Origin of the sequence: Microbacterium sp. NPDC060117, from assembly GCF_042729315.1 — a bacterium.
Classification (GTDB): Bacteria; Actinomycetota; Actinomycetes; order Actinomycetales; family Microbacteriaceae; genus Microbacterium.
The window spans coordinates 294360-315596 of record NZ_JBHWXR010000004.1; the positions used below are offsets into that span (position 1 = coordinate 294360).

Annotated in this window: 20 protein-coding genes; 9 read left to right on the forward strand and 11 right to left on the reverse strand. The window is 69.9% G+C overall.

Going from position 1 to position 21237, the window contains the following annotated elements:
* The first annotated feature begins 23 nt into the window (after positions 1–23).
* A complete protein-coding gene (locus ACFWCK_RS17185) occupies positions 24–755 on the forward strand; it encodes a flavodoxin family protein (RefSeq protein ID WP_378807012.1) in 732 nt (243 codons plus the stop codon).
* A gap of 104 nt (positions 756–859) precedes the next feature.
* On the opposite strand, the gene ACFWCK_RS17190 is transcribed toward ACFWCK_RS17185, so the two are convergent.
* The 8 genes from ACFWCK_RS17190 to ACFWCK_RS17225 form a co-directional block, all read right to left on the reverse strand.
* Positions 860–1969, reverse strand: a complete 1110-nt coding sequence (locus ACFWCK_RS17190; protein ID WP_378807013.1) for a phosphate ABC transporter substrate-binding protein PstS — start codon at positions 1967–1969, stop codon at positions 860–862.
* Positions 1970–2055: 86 nt separating this feature from the next.
* On the reverse strand, positions 2056–2835 hold the full coding sequence (gene pstB / locus ACFWCK_RS17195; RefSeq protein WP_233311505.1) for a phosphate ABC transporter ATP-binding protein PstB: 780 nt from the start codon (positions 2833–2835) through the stop codon (positions 2056–2058).
* 18 nt (positions 2836–2853) lie between these two features.
* Entirely contained in the window at positions 2854–3948 is a 1095-nt protein-coding gene (gene pstA, locus ACFWCK_RS17200; RefSeq protein WP_233311504.1) for a phosphate ABC transporter permease PstA, read from the reverse strand.
* Entirely contained in the window at positions 3945–4958 is a 1014-nt protein-coding gene (pstC, locus tag ACFWCK_RS17205) for a phosphate ABC transporter permease subunit PstC (protein ID WP_374107828.1), read from the reverse strand. Before pstC ends, pstA begins: the two co-directional genes overlap by 4 nt.
* Positions 4959–5125: 167 nt before the next feature.
* A complete protein-coding gene (locus ACFWCK_RS17210) occupies positions 5126–6253 on the reverse strand; it encodes a phosphate ABC transporter substrate-binding protein PstS (protein ID WP_233311502.1) in 1128 nt (375 codons plus the stop codon).
* Positions 6254–6376: 123 nt separating this feature from the next.
* The gene (locus ACFWCK_RS17215; protein ID WP_233311501.1) at positions 6377–7384 is read right to left on the reverse strand and encodes an NUDIX domain-containing protein; all 1008 of its coding nucleotides are present in this window, start codon (positions 7382–7384) and stop codon (positions 6377–6379) included.
* Positions 7381–9546 (reverse strand): RNA degradosome polyphosphate kinase, encoded by a 2166-nt coding sequence (locus ACFWCK_RS17220; protein ID WP_378807015.1) that lies wholly within the window; start codon positions 9544–9546, stop codon positions 7381–7383. Before ACFWCK_RS17220 ends, ACFWCK_RS17215 begins: the two co-directional genes overlap by 4 nt.
* A gap of 102 nt (positions 9547–9648) precedes the next feature.
* Positions 9649–10341 (reverse strand): response regulator transcription factor, encoded by a 693-nt coding sequence (locus tag ACFWCK_RS17225; RefSeq protein ID WP_233311499.1) that lies wholly within the window; start codon positions 10339–10341, stop codon positions 9649–9651.
* A 68-nt stretch (positions 10342–10409) separates the two neighbouring features.
* Between ACFWCK_RS17225 and ACFWCK_RS17230 the strand changes: the two genes are divergently transcribed.
* From ACFWCK_RS17230 to pabB, 4 genes are all read left to right on the forward strand, one after another.
* Complete coding sequence (locus tag ACFWCK_RS17230) at positions 10410–10700, forward strand: hypothetical protein (RefSeq protein ID WP_233311498.1); 291 nt, start codon at positions 10410–10412, stop codon at positions 10698–10700.
* 222 nt (positions 10701–10922) lie between these two features.
* A complete protein-coding gene (locus tag ACFWCK_RS17235) occupies positions 10923–11546 on the forward strand; it encodes an FABP family protein (RefSeq protein ID WP_233311497.1) in 624 nt (207 codons plus the stop codon).
* A 2-nt stretch (positions 11547–11548) separates the two neighbouring features.
* Positions 11549–12679, forward strand: a complete 1131-nt coding sequence (locus ACFWCK_RS17240) for a YgfZ/GcvT domain-containing protein (RefSeq protein WP_378807018.1) — start codon at positions 11549–11551, stop codon at positions 12677–12679.
* A gap of 13 nt (positions 12680–12692) precedes the next feature.
* A complete protein-coding gene (gene pabB, locus ACFWCK_RS17245; RefSeq protein ID WP_378807020.1) occupies positions 12693–14903 on the forward strand; it encodes an aminodeoxychorismate synthase component I in 2211 nt (736 codons plus the stop codon).
* 6 nt (positions 14904–14909) lie between these two features.
* Here the strand turns inward: pabB and ACFWCK_RS17250 are convergent, their stop codons facing one another.
* Entirely contained in the window at positions 14910–15731 is an 822-nt protein-coding gene (locus ACFWCK_RS17250; protein WP_378807021.1) for a class I SAM-dependent methyltransferase, read from the reverse strand.
* A 40-nt stretch (positions 15732–15771) separates the two neighbouring features.
* Here ACFWCK_RS17250 and ACFWCK_RS17255 point away from each other — a divergent pair, with 40 nt between their 5' ends.
* Entirely contained in the window at positions 15772–16275 is a 504-nt protein-coding gene (locus ACFWCK_RS17255) for a GNAT family N-acetyltransferase (RefSeq protein ID WP_378807023.1), read from the forward strand.
* A gap of 12 nt (positions 16276–16287) precedes the next feature.
* On the opposite strand, the gene ACFWCK_RS17260 is transcribed toward ACFWCK_RS17255, so the two are convergent.
* Positions 16288–17247, reverse strand: a complete 960-nt coding sequence (locus ACFWCK_RS17260) for an intradiol ring-cleavage dioxygenase (protein WP_378807025.1) — start codon at positions 17245–17247, stop codon at positions 16288–16290.
* 148 nt (positions 17248–17395) lie between these two features.
* Here ACFWCK_RS17260 and ACFWCK_RS17265 point away from each other — a divergent pair, with 148 nt between their 5' ends.
* Positions 17396–18139 carry a phosphoglyceromutase gene (locus ACFWCK_RS17265; protein ID WP_378807027.1) on the forward strand — a complete coding sequence of 248 codons (744 nt, stop codon included), beginning with the start codon at positions 17396–17398 and terminating at the stop codon, positions 18137–18139.
* A 163-nt stretch (positions 18140–18302) separates the two neighbouring features.
* Here ACFWCK_RS17265 and phoU read toward each other — a convergent pair whose 3' ends face one another.
* Positions 18303–19013 (reverse strand): phosphate signaling complex protein PhoU, encoded by a 711-nt coding sequence (gene phoU / locus ACFWCK_RS17270; protein ID WP_233311490.1) that lies wholly within the window; start codon positions 19011–19013, stop codon positions 18303–18305.
* A 230-nt stretch (positions 19014–19243) separates the two neighbouring features.
* Between phoU and ACFWCK_RS17275 the strand changes: the two genes are divergently transcribed.
* On the forward strand, positions 19244–20515 hold the full coding sequence (locus ACFWCK_RS17275) for a sensor histidine kinase (protein WP_378807029.1): 1272 nt from the start codon (positions 19244–19246) through the stop codon (positions 20513–20515).
* A complete protein-coding gene (locus ACFWCK_RS17280) occupies positions 20512–21195 on the forward strand; it encodes a response regulator (RefSeq protein WP_378807031.1) in 684 nt (227 codons plus the stop codon). Before ACFWCK_RS17275 ends, ACFWCK_RS17280 begins: the two co-directional genes overlap by 4 nt.
* The last annotated feature ends 42 nt before the right edge of the window (positions 21196–21237 follow it).

The following is a 21237-nucleotide window of genomic DNA, read 5'->3' on the forward strand; positions in this document are numbered from 1 at the left end:
AGTGAAGGTCGTAGTCTGCCCACATGGCAGAGCTCCCGGTCGCTCCTGCGGCCTACGACGACCTTCGTGCGGTGTTCGTCAACTGCACTCTGAAGCGCAGTCCCGAACTCAGTCACACCCAGGGGCTGATGGATCGCAGCATCGCGCTGATGCGATCGCAGGGCGTGACCGTCGACGGCATCCGCTTCATCGACCATGACGTCGCGACCGGGGTCTACCCCGACATGCGCGAGCACGGCTGGGCGAGCGATGCGTGGCCGGACGAGATCTGGCCGCTGATCGACGCTGCCGAAATCCTCGTGGTGGGCGGGCCGCTGTGGCTCGGTGACAACGCCTCGATCACTCGCAAGCTCATCGAGCGGCTCTACGCGATGAGCGGCCTGTTCAACGACAAGGGCCAGTACGTCTATTACGGCAAGACCGGCGGCGCGATCATCACCGGCAACGAGGACGGCGTCAAGCACGCAGCGATGTCGATCCTGTACAGCTTGCAGCACATCGGATTCACCATCCCGCCGGCGGCGGATGCGGGGTGGATCGGTGCGATCGGGCCCGGACCGAGCTATCTGGATCCCGGTTCGGGCGGCCCGGAGAGCGACTTCACCAATCGCAACACGACGTTCATGACCTGGAACCTCCTGCACACGGCGAGGCGGCTCAAGGATGCCGGCGGCATCCCCGCCTACGGGAACCTGCGACAGGCATGGAACGACGGCGAGCGCTGGGGCTACGACGCCAATCCCGAGTACCGCTGACGGCAGGCGCACACGGCGCGTCCTGCATCGTGCGGACCATCGAGGTCCCGTGGCGGTCGGTCCTGTCGTAGCCGCCGGATCCTGATCTCACCCGTTCGGCGGTGCTAGACGATCAGGTCGATCGCGAACTGGGCCTTGGTGCGCAGTTCGTCCGAGATCGGAGCGCTGCCGGTGGCGGCAGCGGCCGCCCGCTGCCCTTCGCCCGAGACGGCGATCGAGAAGAAGGCCTTCGTCAGCGCCGCGGTCTCTGCACTGTCGTACCGAGCGCAGCCGATGAGGCTCCCCACCAGCAGCAAGGGGTAGGCCCCCTCGGCGGTGGTGCCGCGGTCGATCCGGATCGCGACATCGCCCGGTGCGCGGCCCTGCTCCGTCCTCGCCGCATCCAACGCGGCGCTCGCTCCCTGAGCGGAGGGCCCCACCCAGTCGTTCCCGACTCTGATCGCGACCGAGGCCAGGCCTTCGGCCTCGCCGGCGTCGATGTAGCCGATTCGGCCTTCGCCTCCCCGCACTGCGGCGGCGACGCCGGATGACTTCTGGGCGGGTGCGCCGCCGAGACCTGTCGGCCAGCTGCCGACCACGCCGGCGGTCCAGACATCCGGTGACGTCTGGTCAAGGTAGTCGGTGAAGTTGGCGGTGGTGCCCGAGGCATCGGAGCGGTGCACCGGGACGATCGGCGACGCAGGCAGCTTCGCCGTCGGGTTGGTGGCCACGATCGCAGGGTCGTTCCAGGCCGTGATGGCGCCGGTGAAGATACCCGCGAGGGTCTTCGGATCGAGCTTCAGAGAGTCGACGCCGCGGAGGGTGAAGACGATGGCGATCGGCGAGACGTACGCGGGGATCTCGATGAGCTCGGACCCCTTGGCACACGCCGTGAAGCCACTGGCTGCGACCTCGTCGGTCGTGAAGGGCACGTCCGAACCTGCGAACGACACCCGACCCTCACGGAACGACTGACGACCGGCTCCGGATCCGGATGGGTCGAATGCCACGTGAGCATCGGGGTGGGCGGCGGTGAGGAGCGCGGACCAGGAACCGATCGCGCCCTGCTGCGCCGAGGATCCGGCGCCCAGAATGCCGCCGGAGAGCGGGGGCGGCGGCGGGATCGTCGGCGCAGTGGTGCGCGGAGCGCCCGCATCCGGACCTGCGCAGCCCGCGAGCACAAGCGCCGAGACGGCGGCGAGCGCTGCGAGGCCCGCGAAACGGCACGTCGTCACGATGGATCCCCTCGGTCGTGGGCCAGGATAGCCCAGCGAACGAGGGCCGAGTGCACGCGGCGGCGCCGGATGCACTCGGTCGACGATCATCCGAAGCGGCCGGAGACGTAGTCCTCGGTGGCCTGCTCCTTCGGCGAGGTGAAGATGGTCGCCGTGTCGGCGAACTCGATGAGCTTGCCCGGCTTGCCGGTGCCGGCGATGTTGAAGAACGCGGTCTTGTCGCTCACACGCGACGCCTGCTGCATGTTGTGGGTCACGATCACGATCGTGAACTCGTTCTTGAGCTCGGTGATGAGCTCTTCGATCGCGAAGGTGGAGATGGGGTCGAGGGCCGAGCACGGCTCGTCCATCAGTACCACCTGCGGGGACACGGCGATGGTCCGGGCGATGCACAGACGCTGCTGCTGTCCGCCGGAGAGACCCGCGCCCGGCTTGTCGAGGCGGTCCTTGACCTCGTTCCACAGGTTGGCGCCGCGCAGCGACTTCTCCACGAGAGCGTCCGCGTCCGAGGCGGAGATCCGCTTGTTGTTCAGGCGGACGCCGGCGAGCACGTTCTCCTTGATCGACATCGTCGGGAACGGGTTGGGACGCTGGAACACCATGCCCACCTGGCGGCGCACGAGCACCGGGTCGACGCCCGGGGCGTACAGGTTCTCGCCGTCGATGTACACGCTGCCCTTGACCGTCGCGCCGGGGATGACCTCGTGCATCCGGTTGAGGGTGCGCAGGAACGTCGACTTCCCGCAGCCGGACGGGCCGATGAAGGCGGTCACGGTGCGGGGCTCGATGTTCATGGACACGTCCTCGACGGCGAGGAAGTCGCTGTAGAAGACGTTCAGATCGTTGACTTCGATGCTCTTGGACACGCTGCGTGCCTTCCTGAGTTAGCGGCTCTTCGGCGCGAATGCCTTCGCGACGATCCGAGCGATGAGGTTGAAGATGACGACGACGATGACCAGCAGCAGGGCAGCACCCCAGGCCTGCGCCTGAGAGGCCTCGATGTCCTTGCCCGGGAAGCTGTACGCCGTGTAGGCCATCACCGGCAGGGTCTGCATGGGCCCATTGAACGGGTTGGCGTTGAAGTTGTCGGTGAAGCTCGCCGCGATGAAGATCGGCGCGGTCTCTCCGATCACGCGGGCCACGGCCAGCACGACCCCCGTCACGATGCCGCTCGCGGCCGTGCGCAGCACGACTTTGATGATGGTCGTGGCGCGCGGCACTCCGAGGGCGAGCGAGGCCTCACGCAGCTCGTTCGGCACGAGCCGGATCATCTCCTCGGTGGAGCGGATCACGATCGGGATCATCAGCACGCAGAGCGCGATCGATGCGGAGAAGCCGCTGAACGCCTTCGGGCCGACGATGAGCGCCATCAGCGAGAACGCGAACAGACCGGCGACGATCGACGGGATGCCGGTCATGACATCGACGAGGAACGTGACCGTGCGACGCATCGGGTTGCTCGGCTGTGCGTACTCGGTCAGATACACCGCGGCCAGGATCCCGATCGGCACCGAGATCAGTGCGGCGATCCCGGTGATGATGAGGGTGCCGACGACGGCCTGCAGGGCGCCGGGGGTGTTCGTCACGGCGAGCGTGTTCGGGTCGAAGACGGTGCCGCCGACCTTGGTCACGAAGTCCCAGTTGACCACCTTGAGGCCCTGCGCGACCACGGTCCAGACCGTGGAGATCAGCGGTGCCACGGCGAGGACGAAGGCGCATACGACGAGGCCGCGCACGACGCGGTCGACGGCCTTGCGGCGGCCCTCCACGATGCTCGATCCGACGCCGATCGCGATGAGGTAGACCACGGCGGTGAGTACGAGCCACACCGCAGGGTTGAAGAGCTGGATCACCAGGAGCACGGCGGCCACGACCACCGCGGTGCCGATCGCGAGCACGGGCTCGATCCAGCGGGGCAGCTGCCCGCTGGTGAGGCTCATCGGCGGCGCGGTCGTCGGCGCAGGACTGACGGCGGTCATACGCGCTTTCCAATCTTCGGCGAGGTGCGTGCCTTGCGCTCGGAGCGACCGAGGATGCCGCGGGCGATCATGTTGACGGCGAGCGACACCACGAAGAGCATGAGGCCGGTGCCGATCAGGGCGGAGCGCTGGATGTCGGTCGCGATGGGGAAGTTCAGCGCGATGTTTCCCGCGATCGTCTGCGAGTTGTATCCGTCGGTGAGCAGTTTCACCGAGAACAGCAGCGACGGCGAGATGATCAGCGCGATCGCCATCGTCTCGCCGAGCGCCCGGCCGAGCCCGAGCAGGATGGCGGAGACCATGCCGCTGCGGGCGTAGGGGAAGACGGCGAGCTTGATCATCTCCCAGCGCGTGGCGCCGAGGGCGAGGGCGGCCTCCTCGTTCAGGCGCGGCGTCTGCAGGAAGATCTCGCGGGTCAGCGCGGTGATGATGGGCAGGATCATCACCGCCAGGACCACGCCACCGGCGAGCATGGTCGAGCCGGTGCTCGACACCGGACCCTCGAAGAGCGGGATCCAGCCGAAGTACTGGTTGAGGAACTCCGAGAGCGGCAGCAGGAACGGGCGCATCACGATGACACCCCACAGGCCGAACACGATCGACGGCACGGCGGCGAGCAGGTCCACGACGTACGCGAGCGCGCTGGCGAGCCGGCGCGGCGCGTAGTGCGAGATGAACAGGGCGATGCCGATCGCGACGGGGGCGCCGAGGATCAGTGCGATCAGTCCCGACCAGATGCTGCCCCAGAGCATCGGGGCGACGTAGTTCCAGAAGCTGCCCCAGTGCTTGTTCTGATAGCCGGCGAGGTCGCCGTTCGTCTCCCAGTTCGCCGTGATGGCGGGCAGACCCTTGAGGATCAGGAAGATCGCAACACCGGCGAGGATCACCATGATCGACGCGGCGGCCGTCGTCGACAGGCCCAGGAAGAAGCTGTCGCCGGCGCGACGCTTCCCGACGAGGTTCTCGGCGGCGACCGGGGTCGCCGCATCACGCTGCGCGACGTCAGTCACGGTGCCACTCTTCATCTCGCATGGTGTGCGCGTCTTTCTTTGTGCTCCGGCCTGTGGCAGGAGAGGGATCGGGCCAGCACGGAAACTCGGCAGGGCCTCCGACCGGGGTCGGCTGCCCAGCCCAGCCCGGGTCGACTCCGAAGAGTCGACCCGGGCCGGCCTGATGCTTACTTGATGGTCGCGAGCGACTCCTGAGCGGCCTTGAGGACCGAGTCCGGAAGCGGCGCCGCGCCGGCGTTCTTCACGGCGACCTGCTGGCCGATCGTGCTGTCGATGAAGCCGATGTAGCTCTTCACCAGGGCGGCCTGGGCCGGGGTCTTGAAGGTGGTGCACGCGATCGCGTACGACACCAGCGGGATCGGGTAGGTCTCGGCGGTCAGCTTCGAGTAGTCGAACTTCTTCGACAGGTCACCCTTGACGCCGTTGGAGGCGTCCACCGCGGCGACCTCGAACGTCTTCGAGACGGCTTCGGGGCTGAACGCGACGGCCTTGCCGTCCTGCAGGATCGACGCGCTGGCGAGCTTGCCGATCGCGGAGTGGTCGGCGTAGCCGATCGTGCCCGTGCCAGCCTCGACGGCCTGGACGACACCCGAGCCGCCCTTCTGCTTGGAGACGTCGCCCTCGACCGGCCAGTCCTTGCCCGCGGGGAACGTCCAGACGCTCTTCTGCGTGGCGGCGAGGTAGTTGGTGAAGTTCGCCGTGGTGCCCGAGCCGTCCGAGCGCGCCACCGTGGTGATCTTGCCGGCGGGGAGGGCCTTGCCGTTGTCCTTGGTGATCGCCGCGTCGGACCAGTCGGTGATCTGCAGGGCGAAGATCTTGGCGATGGTCTCACCGCTGAGCTTCAGGTCGGTCACGCCGGGGACGTTGAAGATGATCGAGACGCCGTCGAGGTAGACGGGGATGTTGATGCCGCCCTCGGTGCACAGCGCCTTCGACTGGGTGGTCTGGTCCGCGTTCAGCGGGGAGTCGGAGCCGGCGAAGTCGTAGGCGCCGCTGAGGAAGTTGGTGACGCCACCGCCCGAGCCCTGGGACTTGTCGTAGTTGATCGTGACGCCCTTGACCTGCGCGTTGTACGCAGCGGTCCACGCAGCCTGTGCGTTCGCCTGCGCGCTGGAGCCGCCCGAGGTGATCGTGCCGGTCAGCGAGGCGTCCACCTTGGAGGTGACGCCGCTCGAGGTCGGAGCGGCCGAGGAGGATTCGGTGCTCGTGCTGCTGGGCGTCGAGGAGCAGCCCGCGAGCGCGATCGCGGCGAGCACGCCGGCTGCGCCGATCGTGGTGATGCGGTTGAGCTTCACTATGTAAGTCCTTCGCTGTGTCGAGTGTGCCCTGGTGCAGGGCCACGCCAGACGATATGCGGCGTCTGTTACGCGATCAAAGATCGAAGGTAAACGGGGGGTGAACGAAGATCGGCGTCCCCCTCAGATCTTCGGCAGGTGAGTCTCGATCGAGATGATGCCGGATCCGGGGTTGGTGGCGCTCAGATGCACGACGCTGAACGCGCCGACCTCGAGCGCGGAGGCGCTGCCGAGGTAGGACCCGTGCATGGTGCCCGTGGCGAGAGCGATCTCGCGGAGGATGTCGGGCAGCACGGGGCCATGGCTGCAGAGCACGGTCGGCTTGCCGGCCCGGACGCGCTTGCCCACCACCGTGCGCGGATCCGATTCGCCCTCTTCCCAGGCGTCCTGGCTGAGCAGCGGCGTCTTCGTGACCTTGAGCTCGAGCGACTTCGCCAGGGGCTTGACGGTCTCGACGCAGCGCCGTGCGTCGCTGGACACGATCTTCTGCACACCGAATGCCCGCAGCGGCCCCACGATCGCCTTCGACTGGGCGTGCCCGCGCGGGGTCAGCGGTCGGGAGGCGTCGGTTCCGAGCCACACGCCGCGGCTTGCCGCCTTCGCGTGCCGCAGCACGATGAGCGGGAAGGTGCGGAGCGCCCCGTCATCGACCAGCTTCGCGAACGCCTCCAGGATCTCGACGTCCACCGGGTAGCTCAGCCGCGCGCGCGCCTTCTTCAGGCTCACCCACTCCAGGGCGGCGATCTCGCGGTTCGGAACGAACACCGAAGCGCGGACGGCCTCGTCGGTCGCCTCCGCGGCCCAGTAGTGCACGACCTTCTGCTTGCGGTTGGCCATCGTGTACCGGGAGACGCCCACCGGCGCCCCCAGCGAGACGCGGATCCCGGTCTCCTCGAAGATCTCCCGCACGGCCGTCTCGGCGAGCATCTCTCCCGGATCGACCTTGCCCTTGGGCAAGGTCACGTCGCGGTACTTGGTGCGGTGGATCAGCAGGATCCGCAGCTTGTCCTCCACGACGCGCCACACCAGTCCGCCGGCCGCGTACACGGCACGATCGGGGCGTTCGGCGACGACCGTGAGGCCCGTGGTGTCCGCGGTGGCGGTGGAGGGTCCGGCGGGGCTGGGGGTCATCGCACCGCCCGTGCCCTGCGACGCTTCTGGATCTGCGACATGGTCCTATCCTGCAGGTCGACGAGCGGTGCGCCAACCTCGGAGAACGCGCGCCGGATCCATTCGCCGTCGGCTCCCAGGTGCCACGACGACGTGTCGGGGGAGAGCGCGAGGTCGAAGAACCCGACCAGCTCCTCGATGTGGGCGGGATCCGTGACCCGTACCAGCGCCTCCACCCGGCGGTCGAGGTTGCGGTGCATCATGTCCGCGCTGCCGATGAAGACCTGCGGATCTCCGTCGTTGTGGAACGCGAAGATGCGCGAGTGCTCGAGGTAGCGCCCGAGGATCGAGCGCACCGTGATGTTGTCGGTGATGCCGGGCAGATCCGTGCGCAGGCTGCAGATGCCGCGCACCCACACGTCCACCGGAACACCGGCGGCGCTCGCGCGGTAGAGCGCGTCGATGATCTGCTCGTCCACCATCGAGTTCACCTTGATGCGGATGTGCGCCGGCTTGCCGTCGAGCGCGTTCTGACGCTCCTTCTCGATCTGCCGGAGCAGGCCCTTGCGCAGGTGCAGGGGGGCGACGAGGAGACGCTTGAACTTCTTCTCGATCGCATAGCCGCTGAGCTCGTTGAACAGGCGGGTGAGGTCCTTGCCGACCTGCGGATCGGCGGTGAACAGGCCGAAGTCCTCGTAGATCCGGCTGGTCTTCGGGTTGTAGTTGCCGGTGCCGATGTGGCTGTAGCTGCGCAGCACGCCGTCCTCCTCGCGGATGACGTTGACGAGCTTGCAGTGCGTCTTCAGCCCCACCAGGCCGTACACGACGTGCACTCCGGCCTTCTCGAGCTTGCGGGCCCAGACGATGTTGTTCGCCTCGTCGAAGCGAGCCTTGACCTCCACGAGGGCGAGCACCTGCTTGCCGGATTCGGCGGCGTCGATGAGGGCCTGCACGATCGGGCTGTCGCCCGAGGTGCGGTACAGCGTCTGCTTGATGGCGAGCACGTGCGGATCGCGCGCCGCCTGCTCGAGGAACGCCACGACGCTGGTGGTGAACGACTCGTAGGGGTGGTGCACGAGCACGTCGGCCTTGCGGATCGCCTTGAAGATGTCGATGCGCTCGTTCGCGCCCGGCTTGAACGCCAGCGCGGTCGTGGGCACGTGGGGCGTGTACCGCAGGTCCGGACGATCGATCCGGCCGAGCCCGAACAGGCCGCGCAGATCGAGCGGCCCGGGGAGGCGGTAGACCTCCTGGTCGGTGATGTCGAGCTCGGTGAGGAGCAGGTCGAGCGTCACATCGTCCATGTCGTCGGTGATCTCGAGGCGGATCGGCGGGCCGAACCGGCGGCGCAGAAGCTCGGCCTCCAGCGCCTGGATGAGGTTCTCGGACTCATCCTCCTCGATCTCCACGTCCTCGTTGCGGGTGAGTCGGAACGCGTGGTGGTCGAGCACCTCCATCCCGGGGAAGAGGTCGTCGAGGTGGTTCGCGATCAGCTCCTCCAGGCGGATGAAGCGCAGCGCGCCGTCCTCCGAGGGCACCTCGACGAAGCGCGGCAGCATGGGCGGCACCTTCAGGCGCGCGAACTCCTGACGGCCGGTGCGGGCGTTGCGGATCCGGATCGCGAGGTTCAGCGAGAGGCCGGAGATGTATGGGAACGGGTGCGCCGGATCGACCGCGAGAGGCATCAGCACCGGGAAGACGTTGGCCTGGAAGTAGTCGGTGAGCTCGGCCTTGGCCTCTCCGTCCAGGTCGTCCCAGTCCACGATGGTGATGCCCTCGGCGGCCAGCGCGGGTCGGACCAGTCCGGTCCATGCGACGGCATGACGCAGCTGCAGCTTGTGCGCCTCGGCCGAGATGTCGGCGAGCACGTCGGCGGGAGCGCGGCCCACGTTGGTGGGGACAGCGAGGCCCGTGACGATGCGGCGTTTCAGGCCGGCGACGCGCACCATGAAGAACTCGTCCAGGTTGCTCGCGAAGATCGCGAGGAAGTTCGCCCGCTCGAGCACCGGGAGGGTCTCGTCCTCGGCGAGCTCGAGCACGCGCTGGTTGAACGCCAGCCAGCTCACCTCGCGGTCGAGGTACCGGTCCTCCGGGAGGAGCGAGTCGTCCGGCGCGACGAGCTCGTCGAAGTCGTCGTCCTCGGCGTCGCCGAGGCCGGAGTCTGCCAGTGCGGGATCGATCATGCGCCCCATCATTGCAGGAGGATGTTGCCTGCAGGTGAACAGGATCGGGATCCGGATCGACCGAACGCACCGCCGGGCGGATCCGGTGTCCCGGGGATCCGCTCAGCGGGTTCCGGGGGAGACGGGGCGCGTCTCGTCCTCATCGACGTTGAAGCGGTAGCCGACGTTGCGCACCGTGCCGATGATGTGCTCCTGGTCGCCCAGCTTGGCGCGCAGCCGTCGCACGTGCACGTCGACGGTGCGGGTGCCGCCGAAGTAGTCATAGCCCCACACCTCGCTGAGCAGCTGCTCGCGCGTGAACACCCGCGAGGGGTGCGTGGCGAGGAAGTGCAGCAGCTGGAACTCCTTGTACGTGAGATCCAGCGGGGTGCCGCGCAGCTTCGCGGAGTAGGACTGCTCGTCGATCGTGAGTCCCGAGGTCTGCACCTTGACGGGCTCCGCCGCCGGCGCCTCCCGGGACAGTGCGAGGCGGATGCGGGCGTCGATCTCGGCGGGGCCGGCGCCGGTGAGCAGCACGTCGTCGATACGCCATTCGCCGTTCACGGCGGTCATCCCGCCTTCGGTCACCACGAGCAGCAGCGGCCCGCGCAGGCCCGTGGTGCGGATCAGCGTGCACAGCGATTTGGCGGCGACGAGGTCGGTGCGCGCGTCCACGATCACGGCGTCGGCATCGGGCGCGGTCACCAGCTCCGCGGGCTGTGCGGGGATCACCCGGACGCGGTGGCCGAGCAGCTCCAGGGCGGGCAGAACCGGCCCCGCAGCGGGAGACGACGTCAGCACCAGCAGTTGCGCCACGCGGATCCTTTCCTGCTGACACCTTACTCAGGACTGCGAGCATCGCCGGGATGGGTGACAATGGGCGCATGGCCGAACCCGTCCTCGCTCCGCGCAGCCCCTTCGTCGGGCTCGTCGTCACCTGGGCCGTCGCCGCGGTGGGAGCCGTCCTGATCGGGCTGCTCGCGCCCGACACGCTGCTGATGACCTGGTACGTGATCGGGTTCGGCGTCTGCGTGCTGCTGTCGTTCACCGTGCAGCTGTTCCGCGGCGAGACGCGCGGGTTCATCCTTCGCGTCTCGGCGGGGAGCCTCGGCGCGCTGCTCGTGATGGGGATCGTGTCGGCGGGCTTCGGCATCTCGGCTCTCTTCGGCGGCTGACGGCGCACCGTGCCGCGTCGGGCCTCGCCCGGCGCTGCGCAGCCCGCGGACGGCATAGAGTAGTGGCATGGACATCGTCGCGCTCGAACTCTTCTTCGTCGGCCTGCTGGTCCTCGCGGGGCTCGCGATCGCCTTCTGCGCAGGGGCCGTCCTGGTCAACCTGTTCCGCGGCCAGCGCTGATCAGCGCCCGCCCCGCGACATCTGCTGAGAGAAGGCTGCTCGTGCTCGATCTTCCCTCCGACCTGCCCGCCGACATCGTGCCGCTGTCGTGGCTGCTCGGAGTGTGGGAAGGCACCGGCGTCATCGACTACGAGGTGCCCGGACCCGACGGCGACGATGATGCGCACCGCTACCGGGGCGAGTTCGCGCACCGCGTGAGCTTCAGCCATGACGGCGGCCCTTTCCTGAACTACGCGGCGACCGCGACCTTCACCCCGGAGGAGGGCGAGCCGCTCGCGCTCGTGGCCGAATCGGGGTTCTGGCGCCTGACACGGCCCGCCGACGCGCAGGACGCGGGACCGGCGCTGCTACCGCCCCGCGAGGCGCGCACGGCGGAGCGCACGGTGGATGACGTCGAGGCGCTGCGCCTGCCGGAGGGCGGCTTCGCGATCGAGGTGTCGATCGCGCACTCGGACGGCATGCTCGAGCTCTACCTCGGCCGCATCGACGGACCCCGCATCGACATCGCCACCGACGCGATCGTTCGTGCCGAGGGCGCCAAGGAGTACGGCGCCGCCTCGCGGATGTACGGTCTGGTGGACGGTCATCTGCTCTGGGCGTGGGACATCGCCGCACTCGGCGCCGGGCTGCGATCGCACGCCTCCGCCCGGCTTGCGAAGGTCTGATCGTGGCCGGCTTCCCGACTCTGCCCGGCGTGATCGCCGACGGCGGCATCGCACAGCACTTCGGGGATCCGATCCGCGAGCAGCGCGCGCTGGAGCGCGGTGACGCACTCGCACCGCTCGGCGACCGCTCCGTGATCGAGCTGACCGGATCCGAGCGCCTCACCTGGCTCGACTCGATCACGTCGCAGTCCGTCGCGCACCTTCGGGTGGGGGAGAGCACCGAGCTGCTCGTGCTGGATCCGCAGGGGCGGGTCGAGCATGTGGCCGCGGTCTTCGATGACGGCTCGTCCACGTGGCTGATCGCCGACGTCGCCGATGTCGAGCCGCTCGCCATCTGGCTGCAGCGGATGGTGTTCCGCGCCGACGTGAAGGTCGCGGTGCGCCCGGAACTGCTCGTCGTCGGCTTCTTCGCGGGTGCGGGGGCGGAGCAGCGCGCCGAACGCGTCGCTCTCTCCCCGCACGGCACGGCCGTCGTCTGGACCGACCCGTGGCCGACCGTGCAGCCCGGCGGACACCAGTACCACGTCGGCGAGCACCCCGGCTCGGGGTACCGCTGGCGCACTGCCGTGCTCGACGAGTCCGCGGCCGCGGTGCTCGCCGCAGACCACGAGACGACCTGGGCCGGCGCGCTCGCCGCGGAAGCCCTGCGGATCGCAGCCTGGCGCCCCCGCTGGGCCGCCGAGGTCGATGAGCGCTCGCTGCCGCACGAGACGGACTGGATCCGCAGCGCCGTGCATCTGAACAAGGGCTGCTACCGCGGCCAGGAGACCGTGGCGAAGGTGCACAACCTCGGCCACCCGCCGCGTCGCATCGCTGCCCTGCACCTGGACGGCAGTGAGAGCCTGCTGCCCGACGCGGGTGCCCCGGTGCTGGCCGTCGGCGCGGACGGCGCAGAAGACGAGGTCGGGTGCATCACCTCGGCCGCCCGGCATCATGAGCTCGGGCCGATCGCCCTGGCGATCCTGTCGCGTCGTGCGCCTGTCGGCGACCTCGTCGTGCGCACGCCGGACGGCGACATCGCCGCCGCGCAGGAGATCATCGTCCCGGCCGATGCGGGTGCGACAGCCGACGTGCCTCGGCTGACGCGGCTGTCGAGGCGCCCGTCCGCGCCGGATCCGCGCGACGCGCACTGACGCGGTGCGACCGGTGGGCTCGGAGATCGAGAGCACGGCGACCGACGCAGCCCGGGGCGCGGAGCAGGGGCAGGAGCGGGCGCTGCGCATCCTGCTGATCGACAACTACGACTCCTTCACGTACAACCTCGTGCATCAGATCGCGGCGACCGCCGACCGCGCGCCGGTCGTGGTGCACAACGACTGGGCCGGGTGGAACCCGTCGGTCCTCGACGGGTACGACGCGATCGTGCTCTCGCCCGGGCCGGGCGATCCGCGCGTGCCCGCGGACTTCGGGATCTGCGCCGACGCGATCCGGATCGCTGCCGAGCGGCGCATCCCGCTGCTCGGCGTCTGTCTCGGGCATCAGGGGATCGGCCACGCCTTCGGCGCGAGGGTGCGGCGTGCCCCGGAGCCCCGTCACGGCAGGCCCTCCCCGGTCGTGCACGACGGGACCGGCCCTTTCCACGGTCTCTCCTCGCCCGTCGAAGTGGTGCGCTACCACTCGCTCATGATCGATGAGGTGCCCGACGAGCTCGTCGTCACCGCGCGCGCGGGCGACGGCGTGATCATGGGCGTGCGCCACCGCGAGCTGCCACTGTGGGGCGTCCAGTTCCACCCCGAGTCGATCGGCACGCTCGACGGCACCCGCATGGTGGCGAACTTCGTCGCGTTCGCACGTGCGATGCGCGCAGGACGGCTGCCGGGGCCCGCGCCCGCGCGGGGCGAGGTCGAGGCACCGGGAGACGCCGAGGCGCCGGTCCGCATCGGTGCGCCGGACCGCCCGCTCGGGGCCGAGCAGCATCGCCCTGTCGATGCGGACCGGCCCGCGCCCGTGCCCCGCCCTGTGCTCCGACGCACCCTGCCGCTGCACGCGGACACGGCGGCGCTCTTCACCGTGCTCTTCGGCGATGCCGCGCAGGCGGTCTGGCTCGACGGCGGCCGCGGCGGTGATGACCGCGCCCGGTACTCCATCCTGGGCGGCGGAAACGAGCTGCCGACGGCGGTCGCCGACGTGCAGGCCGGCACAGTGACGGTGCGCGACGGCCGGACCGAGGACGTCATCCGCACGGGCTTCTTCGACTGGCTCGACGCCGAGCTGGCGGGCACCGTCACCGAGGCGGGCGACCTGCCGTTCGCCCTGGGCTGGGTCGGCGCCCTCGGCTACGAGCTGCGCGCCGAATGCGGGTCTCCGCATCAGCGTCGATCCGCGACGCCCGACGCGATGATGGTCCGACTCGATCGTGCGGTGGTCGTGGATCATCGTGAGGGGCTGATCCATCTGCTCGCGCTGGACGACGAGACGTGGCTCACGCAGACGGAGGAGCGGATCGCGGCGATCGGGACGCCGCAGGCCGCCGTCGACGGCGAGGGCGAGAGCGAGAGCGCCGCACCGTATTCGTCCACCACGCCGTTCGTGCTCGCTGCCCGGCACTCGCGCACCGAGTACCTGCGGCTCATCGCCGAGGCTCAGGAGCAGATCGCGGCGGGGGAGACCTACGAGGCCTGCCTGACCAACCTGCTGCAGGCGGACACCGCCATCGACCCGCTCCCCGCCTACCTCGCGCTGCGGGCGCAGAACCCGGCACCCTTCGGCGCGTTCCTGCGCATCGACGGGGTGAGCGTGCTGAGCACCTCGCCCGAGCGCTTCCTCCGGATCTCGGCGGACGGCGCGGTCGAGTCCCGCCCGATCAAGGGCACTCGTCCGCGCGGCACGGACGCGGCCGAGGACGAGCGGATCCGCGCCGAGCTCGCGGCATCGGAGAAGGACCGCGCCGAGAACCTGATGATCGTGGATCTCGTCCGCCACGATCTCGGGCGCACGGCGGAGCTCGGATCCGTGCACGTGGACGGGCTGTTCCGCGTGGAGAGCTACGCCACCGTGCATCAACTGGTCTCGACGGTGCGCTCGCGGCTCGCGGAGACACCCGTCGCCTGCGTGCGCGCGGCCTTCCCGCCCGGCTCCATGACCGGCGCGCCGAAACTGCGGACCATGACGATCCTGGACGGGCTCGAGGGCGGCCCGCGCGGACTGTACAGCGGTGCGCTCGGGTACTTCTCCTTCGACGGCGCCGTGGATCTCAGCGTCATCATCCGCACGCTCGTCGTGCACGACGGGGGCCTCGACTACGGCGTCGGCGGCGCGATCGTCTCGCTCTCGGACGCCGATGACGAGTACGCCGAGACCGTGGTCAAGGCGCGCCCGCTGCTGCGGCTGACCGGCGCGGCGTTCCCCGAGGCGTGAGCGGGCTCAGCTCGGGGTCACGGCGCTCCACGGCACGGTGAGCTCACCCAGGCGCCAGCGGGCGCGGGTGCCGAGCACCGGGTGACCGGCTTCGCGGAGAGCCGCGACGGCGGCGAGGAAGCGCTGGGTCGCCCCGAATGTGGACAGCGGCGCCGCGCGCTCCCATTCGCGGTCCAGATCCGCGAGCAGGGCGTGGATCCGCTCGCCCGGCACGTTGTGGTGGATGAGGGCCTTGGGCAGGCGCTCGGCGACGATCGACGGCCGCTCCAGATCCGCGAGCCGGAGCGACAGCGTGAAACGCTGCGGCACGCCGCCCTGATCCACGTCGACGAAGGTCGCGATGCGGCCGATCTCGTCGCAGGTGCCCTCCACGAGCAGACCGCCGGGGGCGAGCCGTGACGCCATCCGGGCCCATGCCTCGGGCACGTCGTCCTCGTCGTACTGCCGAAGCACGTTCATCGCGCGGATCACGGCGGCCCTGCGCCCCGACGGCAGCGGCACCTCGAACCCGCCCCGGGCGAACGAGACGGGCAGGTCGGCGGCGAAGTGGCCGGCGCCGCCGCGGAGCTCCGAGAGCTGGGCCAGCGCCGTCGCCACGCGCTCGGGGTCCAGCTCGAGCCCGAGCACCTCGGCGTCCGGTCGCACCCGGATGAGGCGTGCGGCGAGCTCGAAGGCGGTGACGCCGCTGGCTCCGAAACCCAGGTCGACGACGAGCGGATCCGCCGCACGACGGAACGCGGGCGAGGCGGCGATCCAGCGGTCGTTGCGTCGCAGCCGGTTGGTGCCGGTGGTGCCCCGGGTGGGCCGGCCGAGCGGAGAGGACGCCATGGGACCATCCTGCCCGGTCGCGACCCCGTAGGCTTTCCGAGTGCAGACGATCGAGGTCGGAATCCCGGGCACCGCGGACGCGGACGGCATCGTGCGCACCTATCTGACCGAGGTCGTCTCGCGGTACCACGGCAGGCCCGCCACGGAGGCGGAACGGGCGGCGGTCGTGGCGGACGAGCCCTACGACGACCTGCAGGGCGACACCGGGATCCTGCTGCTGGTGCGGGACGGCGAGGCCGTCGTCGCATGCGCCGGGGCGCGCTTCGTGGAGGGCCATGCCGAGCTCACCAAGGTCTTCACGCTGCCGGCCGCGCGGGGCAGGGGCATCGCCCGCCGCCTGATCCTCGCACTCGAGGAGGCCGCTCGCGCTCGGGGTCTGCGATCGCTCCGACTCAACACCCGCTCCGATCTCGTCGAGGCGTGCGCGATGTACGAGAGCCTCGGCTTCCTCTCGGTCGAGGCGTTCAACGCCGAGCCCTACGCCGACCGCTGGTACCGGAAGGACCTGACCCCGGCGACCGCGACGCGGCCGACGCGGGCATAGCGCGCACGGCGGTCAGCGCGGCCCCGCGCCCATCGACCCGCCCGTCGGGGCGGTCCGGGTGTCCACGCGCACGGTGAGCGTGGCGGTGTAGCCGCTCGCCGCGTCGCCGGTCATCGCCGCGATCTGCAGCGCACCGCCGTCATCGCCGAACACGTTGTCGGTGGACAGCGAGGTCTGCGCGAGGTTCTGCGCCGAGCCGTCGTAGCCCGCGGTCGCGTACACGGCCGCGCAGGCGGACTGGGGCAAGGCGATCTGCGAGGTGGCGATCGCGTTCGCAGAGTCGGTGACATCGGCGGCGGTCGGATACACCTCGAAGTGGATGTGCGGCCAGCGCCCCGAGTAGCAGCCGGGGAAGATCGAGGTGAAGGAGACCCTCCCGTCGGCGTCGGCGACCTGCACCCCGCGCAGGTAGGTCTCGTCCTCGATGCCCGACGAGTACATCGAGTACCCTCCGGCGGCATTGCAGTGCCAGGCGTAGACGGCGACACCGGCGAACGGCGCGTCCCCGGACGCCATGTCGAGGATGTTCAGTGAGAACGTCAGCGGCACGCCGGACGCCGTGGTGCCCCCGCCGATCGACGAGCGGATGTCCTGCCGCACGATCCCGGAATCGGTCAGCGCATCCGGGCCGTTCGAGCCGTCGCCGGGGTAGGGGCCGGCCGTCTCATCGGGGATCTCCGCCGCGGGCACGGCCGTGGCGGCCGCCGACGTCGCGGACGGGCTCGGCGTGCTGGTGACGGTGGGCATCGGGGACGCCGTGGACGCGGCGTTCGAGGCCACCGGCGCGCACGCCGCCAGCACCGCACCACCCGCGCCGAGCCCGACGAGGCTCAGCACCGTGCGACGCGACATCAGGGTCCGGATGTCGAACGGCGCGCCCTGATCCACGACCTCCTCCTCGGGGCGATCGAGCAGGCGGCCCTGGTACGCGGGGCCGTCGGGCGTGCGGGTCGGGTCGGGGAAGGTGCTCATGTCCGGATCCTCTCTCGGTGCTGACAGAAGGATCCTCTCGAGCCCGTCGGATCCGGGCCTATCCGTCCGCTATGCGTCTTCTAAGGAGGCGCCGTCATGCGATGACGCGGGCGTCGAGCCCGTGCGGGGCACGCCGTAGGCTGGGAGCATGACCCGCACCCTGATCCTGCTCCGCCACGGCCGGAGCGAGTGGAACGAGCTGAACCTGTTCACCGGCTGGGTGGACGTCCGTCTGAACGAGCAGGGGAGCGCGGAAGCCCTCCGCGGCGGCGAGCTGCTCGCCGAGGCGGGGATCCTGCCCGACGTGCTGCACACCTCACTGCTCAGCCGTGCGATCCAGACCGCGAACATCGCGCTCGACGCCGCAGACCGGCTGTGGATCCCGGTGAGCCGTTCCTGGCGCCTCAACGAGCGCCACTACGGCGCCCTCCAGGGCAAGGACAAGGCGCAGACGCTCGAGGAGTTCGGGCCCGAGCAGTTCCAGCTGTGGCGCCGCTCCTTCGATGTGCCGCCGCCCCCGCTCGACGACGACAGCGAGTACAGCCAGGTGAACGACCCCCGTTACGTCGGCATCGACGGCGAAGTTCCCCGCACCGAGTCGCTCAAGCTCGTCATCGACCGTCTGCTGCCCTACTGGCACGAGGCGATCGTGCCGGATCTCGAGAGCGGCAAGACTGTGCTCGTCACGGCGCACGGCAACTCGCTGCGCGGTCTCGTGAAGCACCTCGAGGGCATCAGCGACGCCGACATCGCCGAGCTCAACATCCCGACCGGCATCCCGCTCGTCTACGAGCTCGACGACGACAACGTGCCCACCGGGCCCGGTCGCTACCTCGACCCCGAGGCGGCCGCTGCGGGTGCCGCGGCGGTGGCGAACCAGGGCAAGAAGTAGCCCGGAGAACGTCGATCCCGTCCCGACCGGTTCTCAGAGCCGGTTCGGGGCGGGATCCGTCTTTCCGGGGCGCGCTCGCCCGGGAATTCCGATCGTGACGCGCCCCGAAACGAGAAGATCCGCCCCGAACCGAACGGCGGGGCGGATCTTCGACGTAGCGGGGTCAGGCCAGACCGGATCCGGCCTCAGCCTCCGCCTGCGCCTCGACGGCGAGGGCGATGTGCTCCTCATCGACGGCCCAGTCGCCGGTGGCCAGGTAGACGACCTTCTTCGCGACGGCGACCGCGTGGTCGGCGAAGCGCTCGTGGTAGCGGCTGGCCAGGGTGGCGTCGACGGTGGCGCCGGCCTCGCCCTTCCAGTTGTCGCTGAGCACCTTCTCGAAGACGCTGGCGTGCAGCTCGTCCACGTCGTCGTCGGCGTTGCGGATCGCGTCGGCGAAGCGCAGGTCCTGCGTGCGCAGCAGCTCGGAGAGCGTGCGCGCGATCTCGACGTCCAGCTCGCCCATGCGGGTGAAGGTGCCCTTCAGACCCTTCGGGATGGCGCGCTCGGGGAAGCGCAGTCGTGCCAGCTGGGCGATGTGCTCGGACATGTCGCCCATGCGCTCGAGGGATGCGCTCACCCGCAGCGCCGTCACGACGATGCGCAGGTCGCGGGCCACGGGCTGCTGGCGGGCGAGGATCTCGATGGCCTGCTCGTCGAGCGCGACCGCGAGCTCGTCGATGCGGGCGTCGTCGGCGATGACCTCCTCGGCCAGTGCGACGTCGCTGGTCGCGAACGAGCGGGTGGCCTTCTCGATCGACACGGCCACGAGGTCGGCGATCTCGACGAGCTGCGACTGCAGATCCTCGAGGGACTGGTGGAAGACTTCGCGCATGGCTGCGCACCTTTCGTTCTGTGACCCGGGGCACCGGATGGTCTGAGTCGCACGGCGGCCCGCAGAGCGGGCACGGGACGGTGCCCGTCACGGGTCGTGACACGCACGTGGCGATTCTCTTCGGCGAAGGTTAACGATTGGTGCCGTCCTCGTGAACACTAGCGCGCCAGGGGGTGCGCGAGGCGCGAACCCGCGGATCCGGGGGGTGAACGACCTCTACGCTGGTCACCATGGACAGCACTCTGCTCGCCCTCCTCGCCCTCGGGCTCGGAGTCGCGATCGGCGCAGGCATCACTGCGATGATCGTGGCCGCGATGCGCGCGAGGACCGCGGCGGAGCAGCAGGCGTCCAGCGAGCTCCCCGACGGCCTCACCGACGTGCTGTCAGCCATGGACGACGCCGCCTGCGCGGTGGATCCGTCCGGGCTGGTCACGGCCGCGAGCACGGCCGCCGCGCGCTTCGGCATCGGTGTCGGCGCCACGCTCGAGAACGCCGAGCTGAGCCGGCTCGTGCGCGCGGTGCGCGAGGGCGGATCGGAGACGGCGACGCTGCGCCTCGCGCGCGGCGGGCGCAACCTCGATCCGCGGCTGGTGGCCGCCAGGGCGAGCCGCATCGGCCCGCGCCTGAGCCTTCTCATCATCCGCGACGTCACCGAGCAGGAGCGCCTCGAGCAGATGCGCACCGACTTCGTGGCCAACACCAGTCACGAGCTGAAGACCCCCGTGGGAGCCGTGAGCCTGCTGGCCGAGGCCATCGAGTCGGCCGCCGACGACCCCGCCCAGGTACGGGCGTTCGCGACCAGGATCCAGGCCGAGGCCGCGCGTCTCGGCCAACTCACCGGCCGCATCATGAGCCTCTCCCGGCTGCAGTCCTCCGACGGGCTCGGCACGTTCGGCGCCGTCGCGATCGACGAGGTCATCGCCACCAGCGTCGAGGCGCACGCCGTGCAGGCGGCCTCGGCCGGGGTCGAGCTGAGCCGCGGCGGCGACCGCGGCGCATGGGTGCAGGGCGACGGCCAGATCCTCATCGAGGCGGTCGGCAACCTCATCGCGAACGCGATCGTCTATTCTCCGCGCGGATCCCGCGTGGGCGTCGGCGTGCGCATCGACGACGGCGTGGTCGAGATCTCGGTTGCGGACCAGGGCATCGGCATCGAGGAGGCCGACCGCGAGCGCATCTTCGAACGGTTCTACCGGGCCGACGAGGCCCGCTCCCGTCGCACCGGCGGCACCGGGCTCGGGCTGTCGATCGTGAAGCACGCCACGCAGCGTCACGGCGGCGAGGTGCGGCTGTGGTCGCGCCCGGGCCGCGGCTCCACCTTCACCATGCGCCTGCCGCAGATCGCGAGCCCCGATGTCGATGAGGACGTCGTCTCCCGCAAGAGCAAGAAACCGAAGGACAAGAGCAAGAAGAAGCGTCAGGCGCGCAAGGCCTCGCGTCTCGCCCCGTCGCCCGCGAACACCACGGACACGATCCGCACCGATACCGGAGAACTCGTATGACCCGCATCCTCCTCGTCGAAGACGAGCCCGATCTCGCCGACCCGCTCGCCTACCTGCTGCGCCGGGAGGGCTACGAGGTCGAGATCGCCGAGGACGGCCCCACGGCCCTCGCCCTGTTCCGCGAGGGCGGGGCCGACATCGTCCTGCTCGATCTGATGCTGCCCGGCATGCCCGGCACCGAGGTGTGTCGTCAGATCCGCACCGCATCCGCCGTGCCGATCATCATGCTCACCGCGAAGGACTCCGAGGTGGACATCGTGGTGGGTCTCGAGCTGGGGGCCGACGACTACATCACCAAGCCGTACTCTTCCCGCGAACTGCTCGCCCGCATGCGTGCCGTGCTGCGGCGGGTCGTGCAGTCCGAGGAGGACGTCGATGAGCGCATCCTGGAGGGCGGCCGCGTCACCGTCGACATCGACCGGCACACCGTCGCGGTCGACGGCGAGGTCATCAACATGCCGCTCAAGGAGTTCGAGCTGCTCGAGGTGCTCATGCGCAACTCCGGGCGCGTGCTCACCCGCGGCCAGCTGATCGACCGGGTGTGGGGCAGCGACTACTTCGGCGACACCAAGACCCTCGACGTGCACATCAAGCGGATCCGCTCGCGCATCGAGCAGAACCCGTCCGAGCCGGTCATGCTCGTCACCGTGCGCGGGCTCGGGTACCGCTTCGAGGGCTGACCCGCCGCACACGCGAGAGCCCCCGGATCCTCACGGATTCCG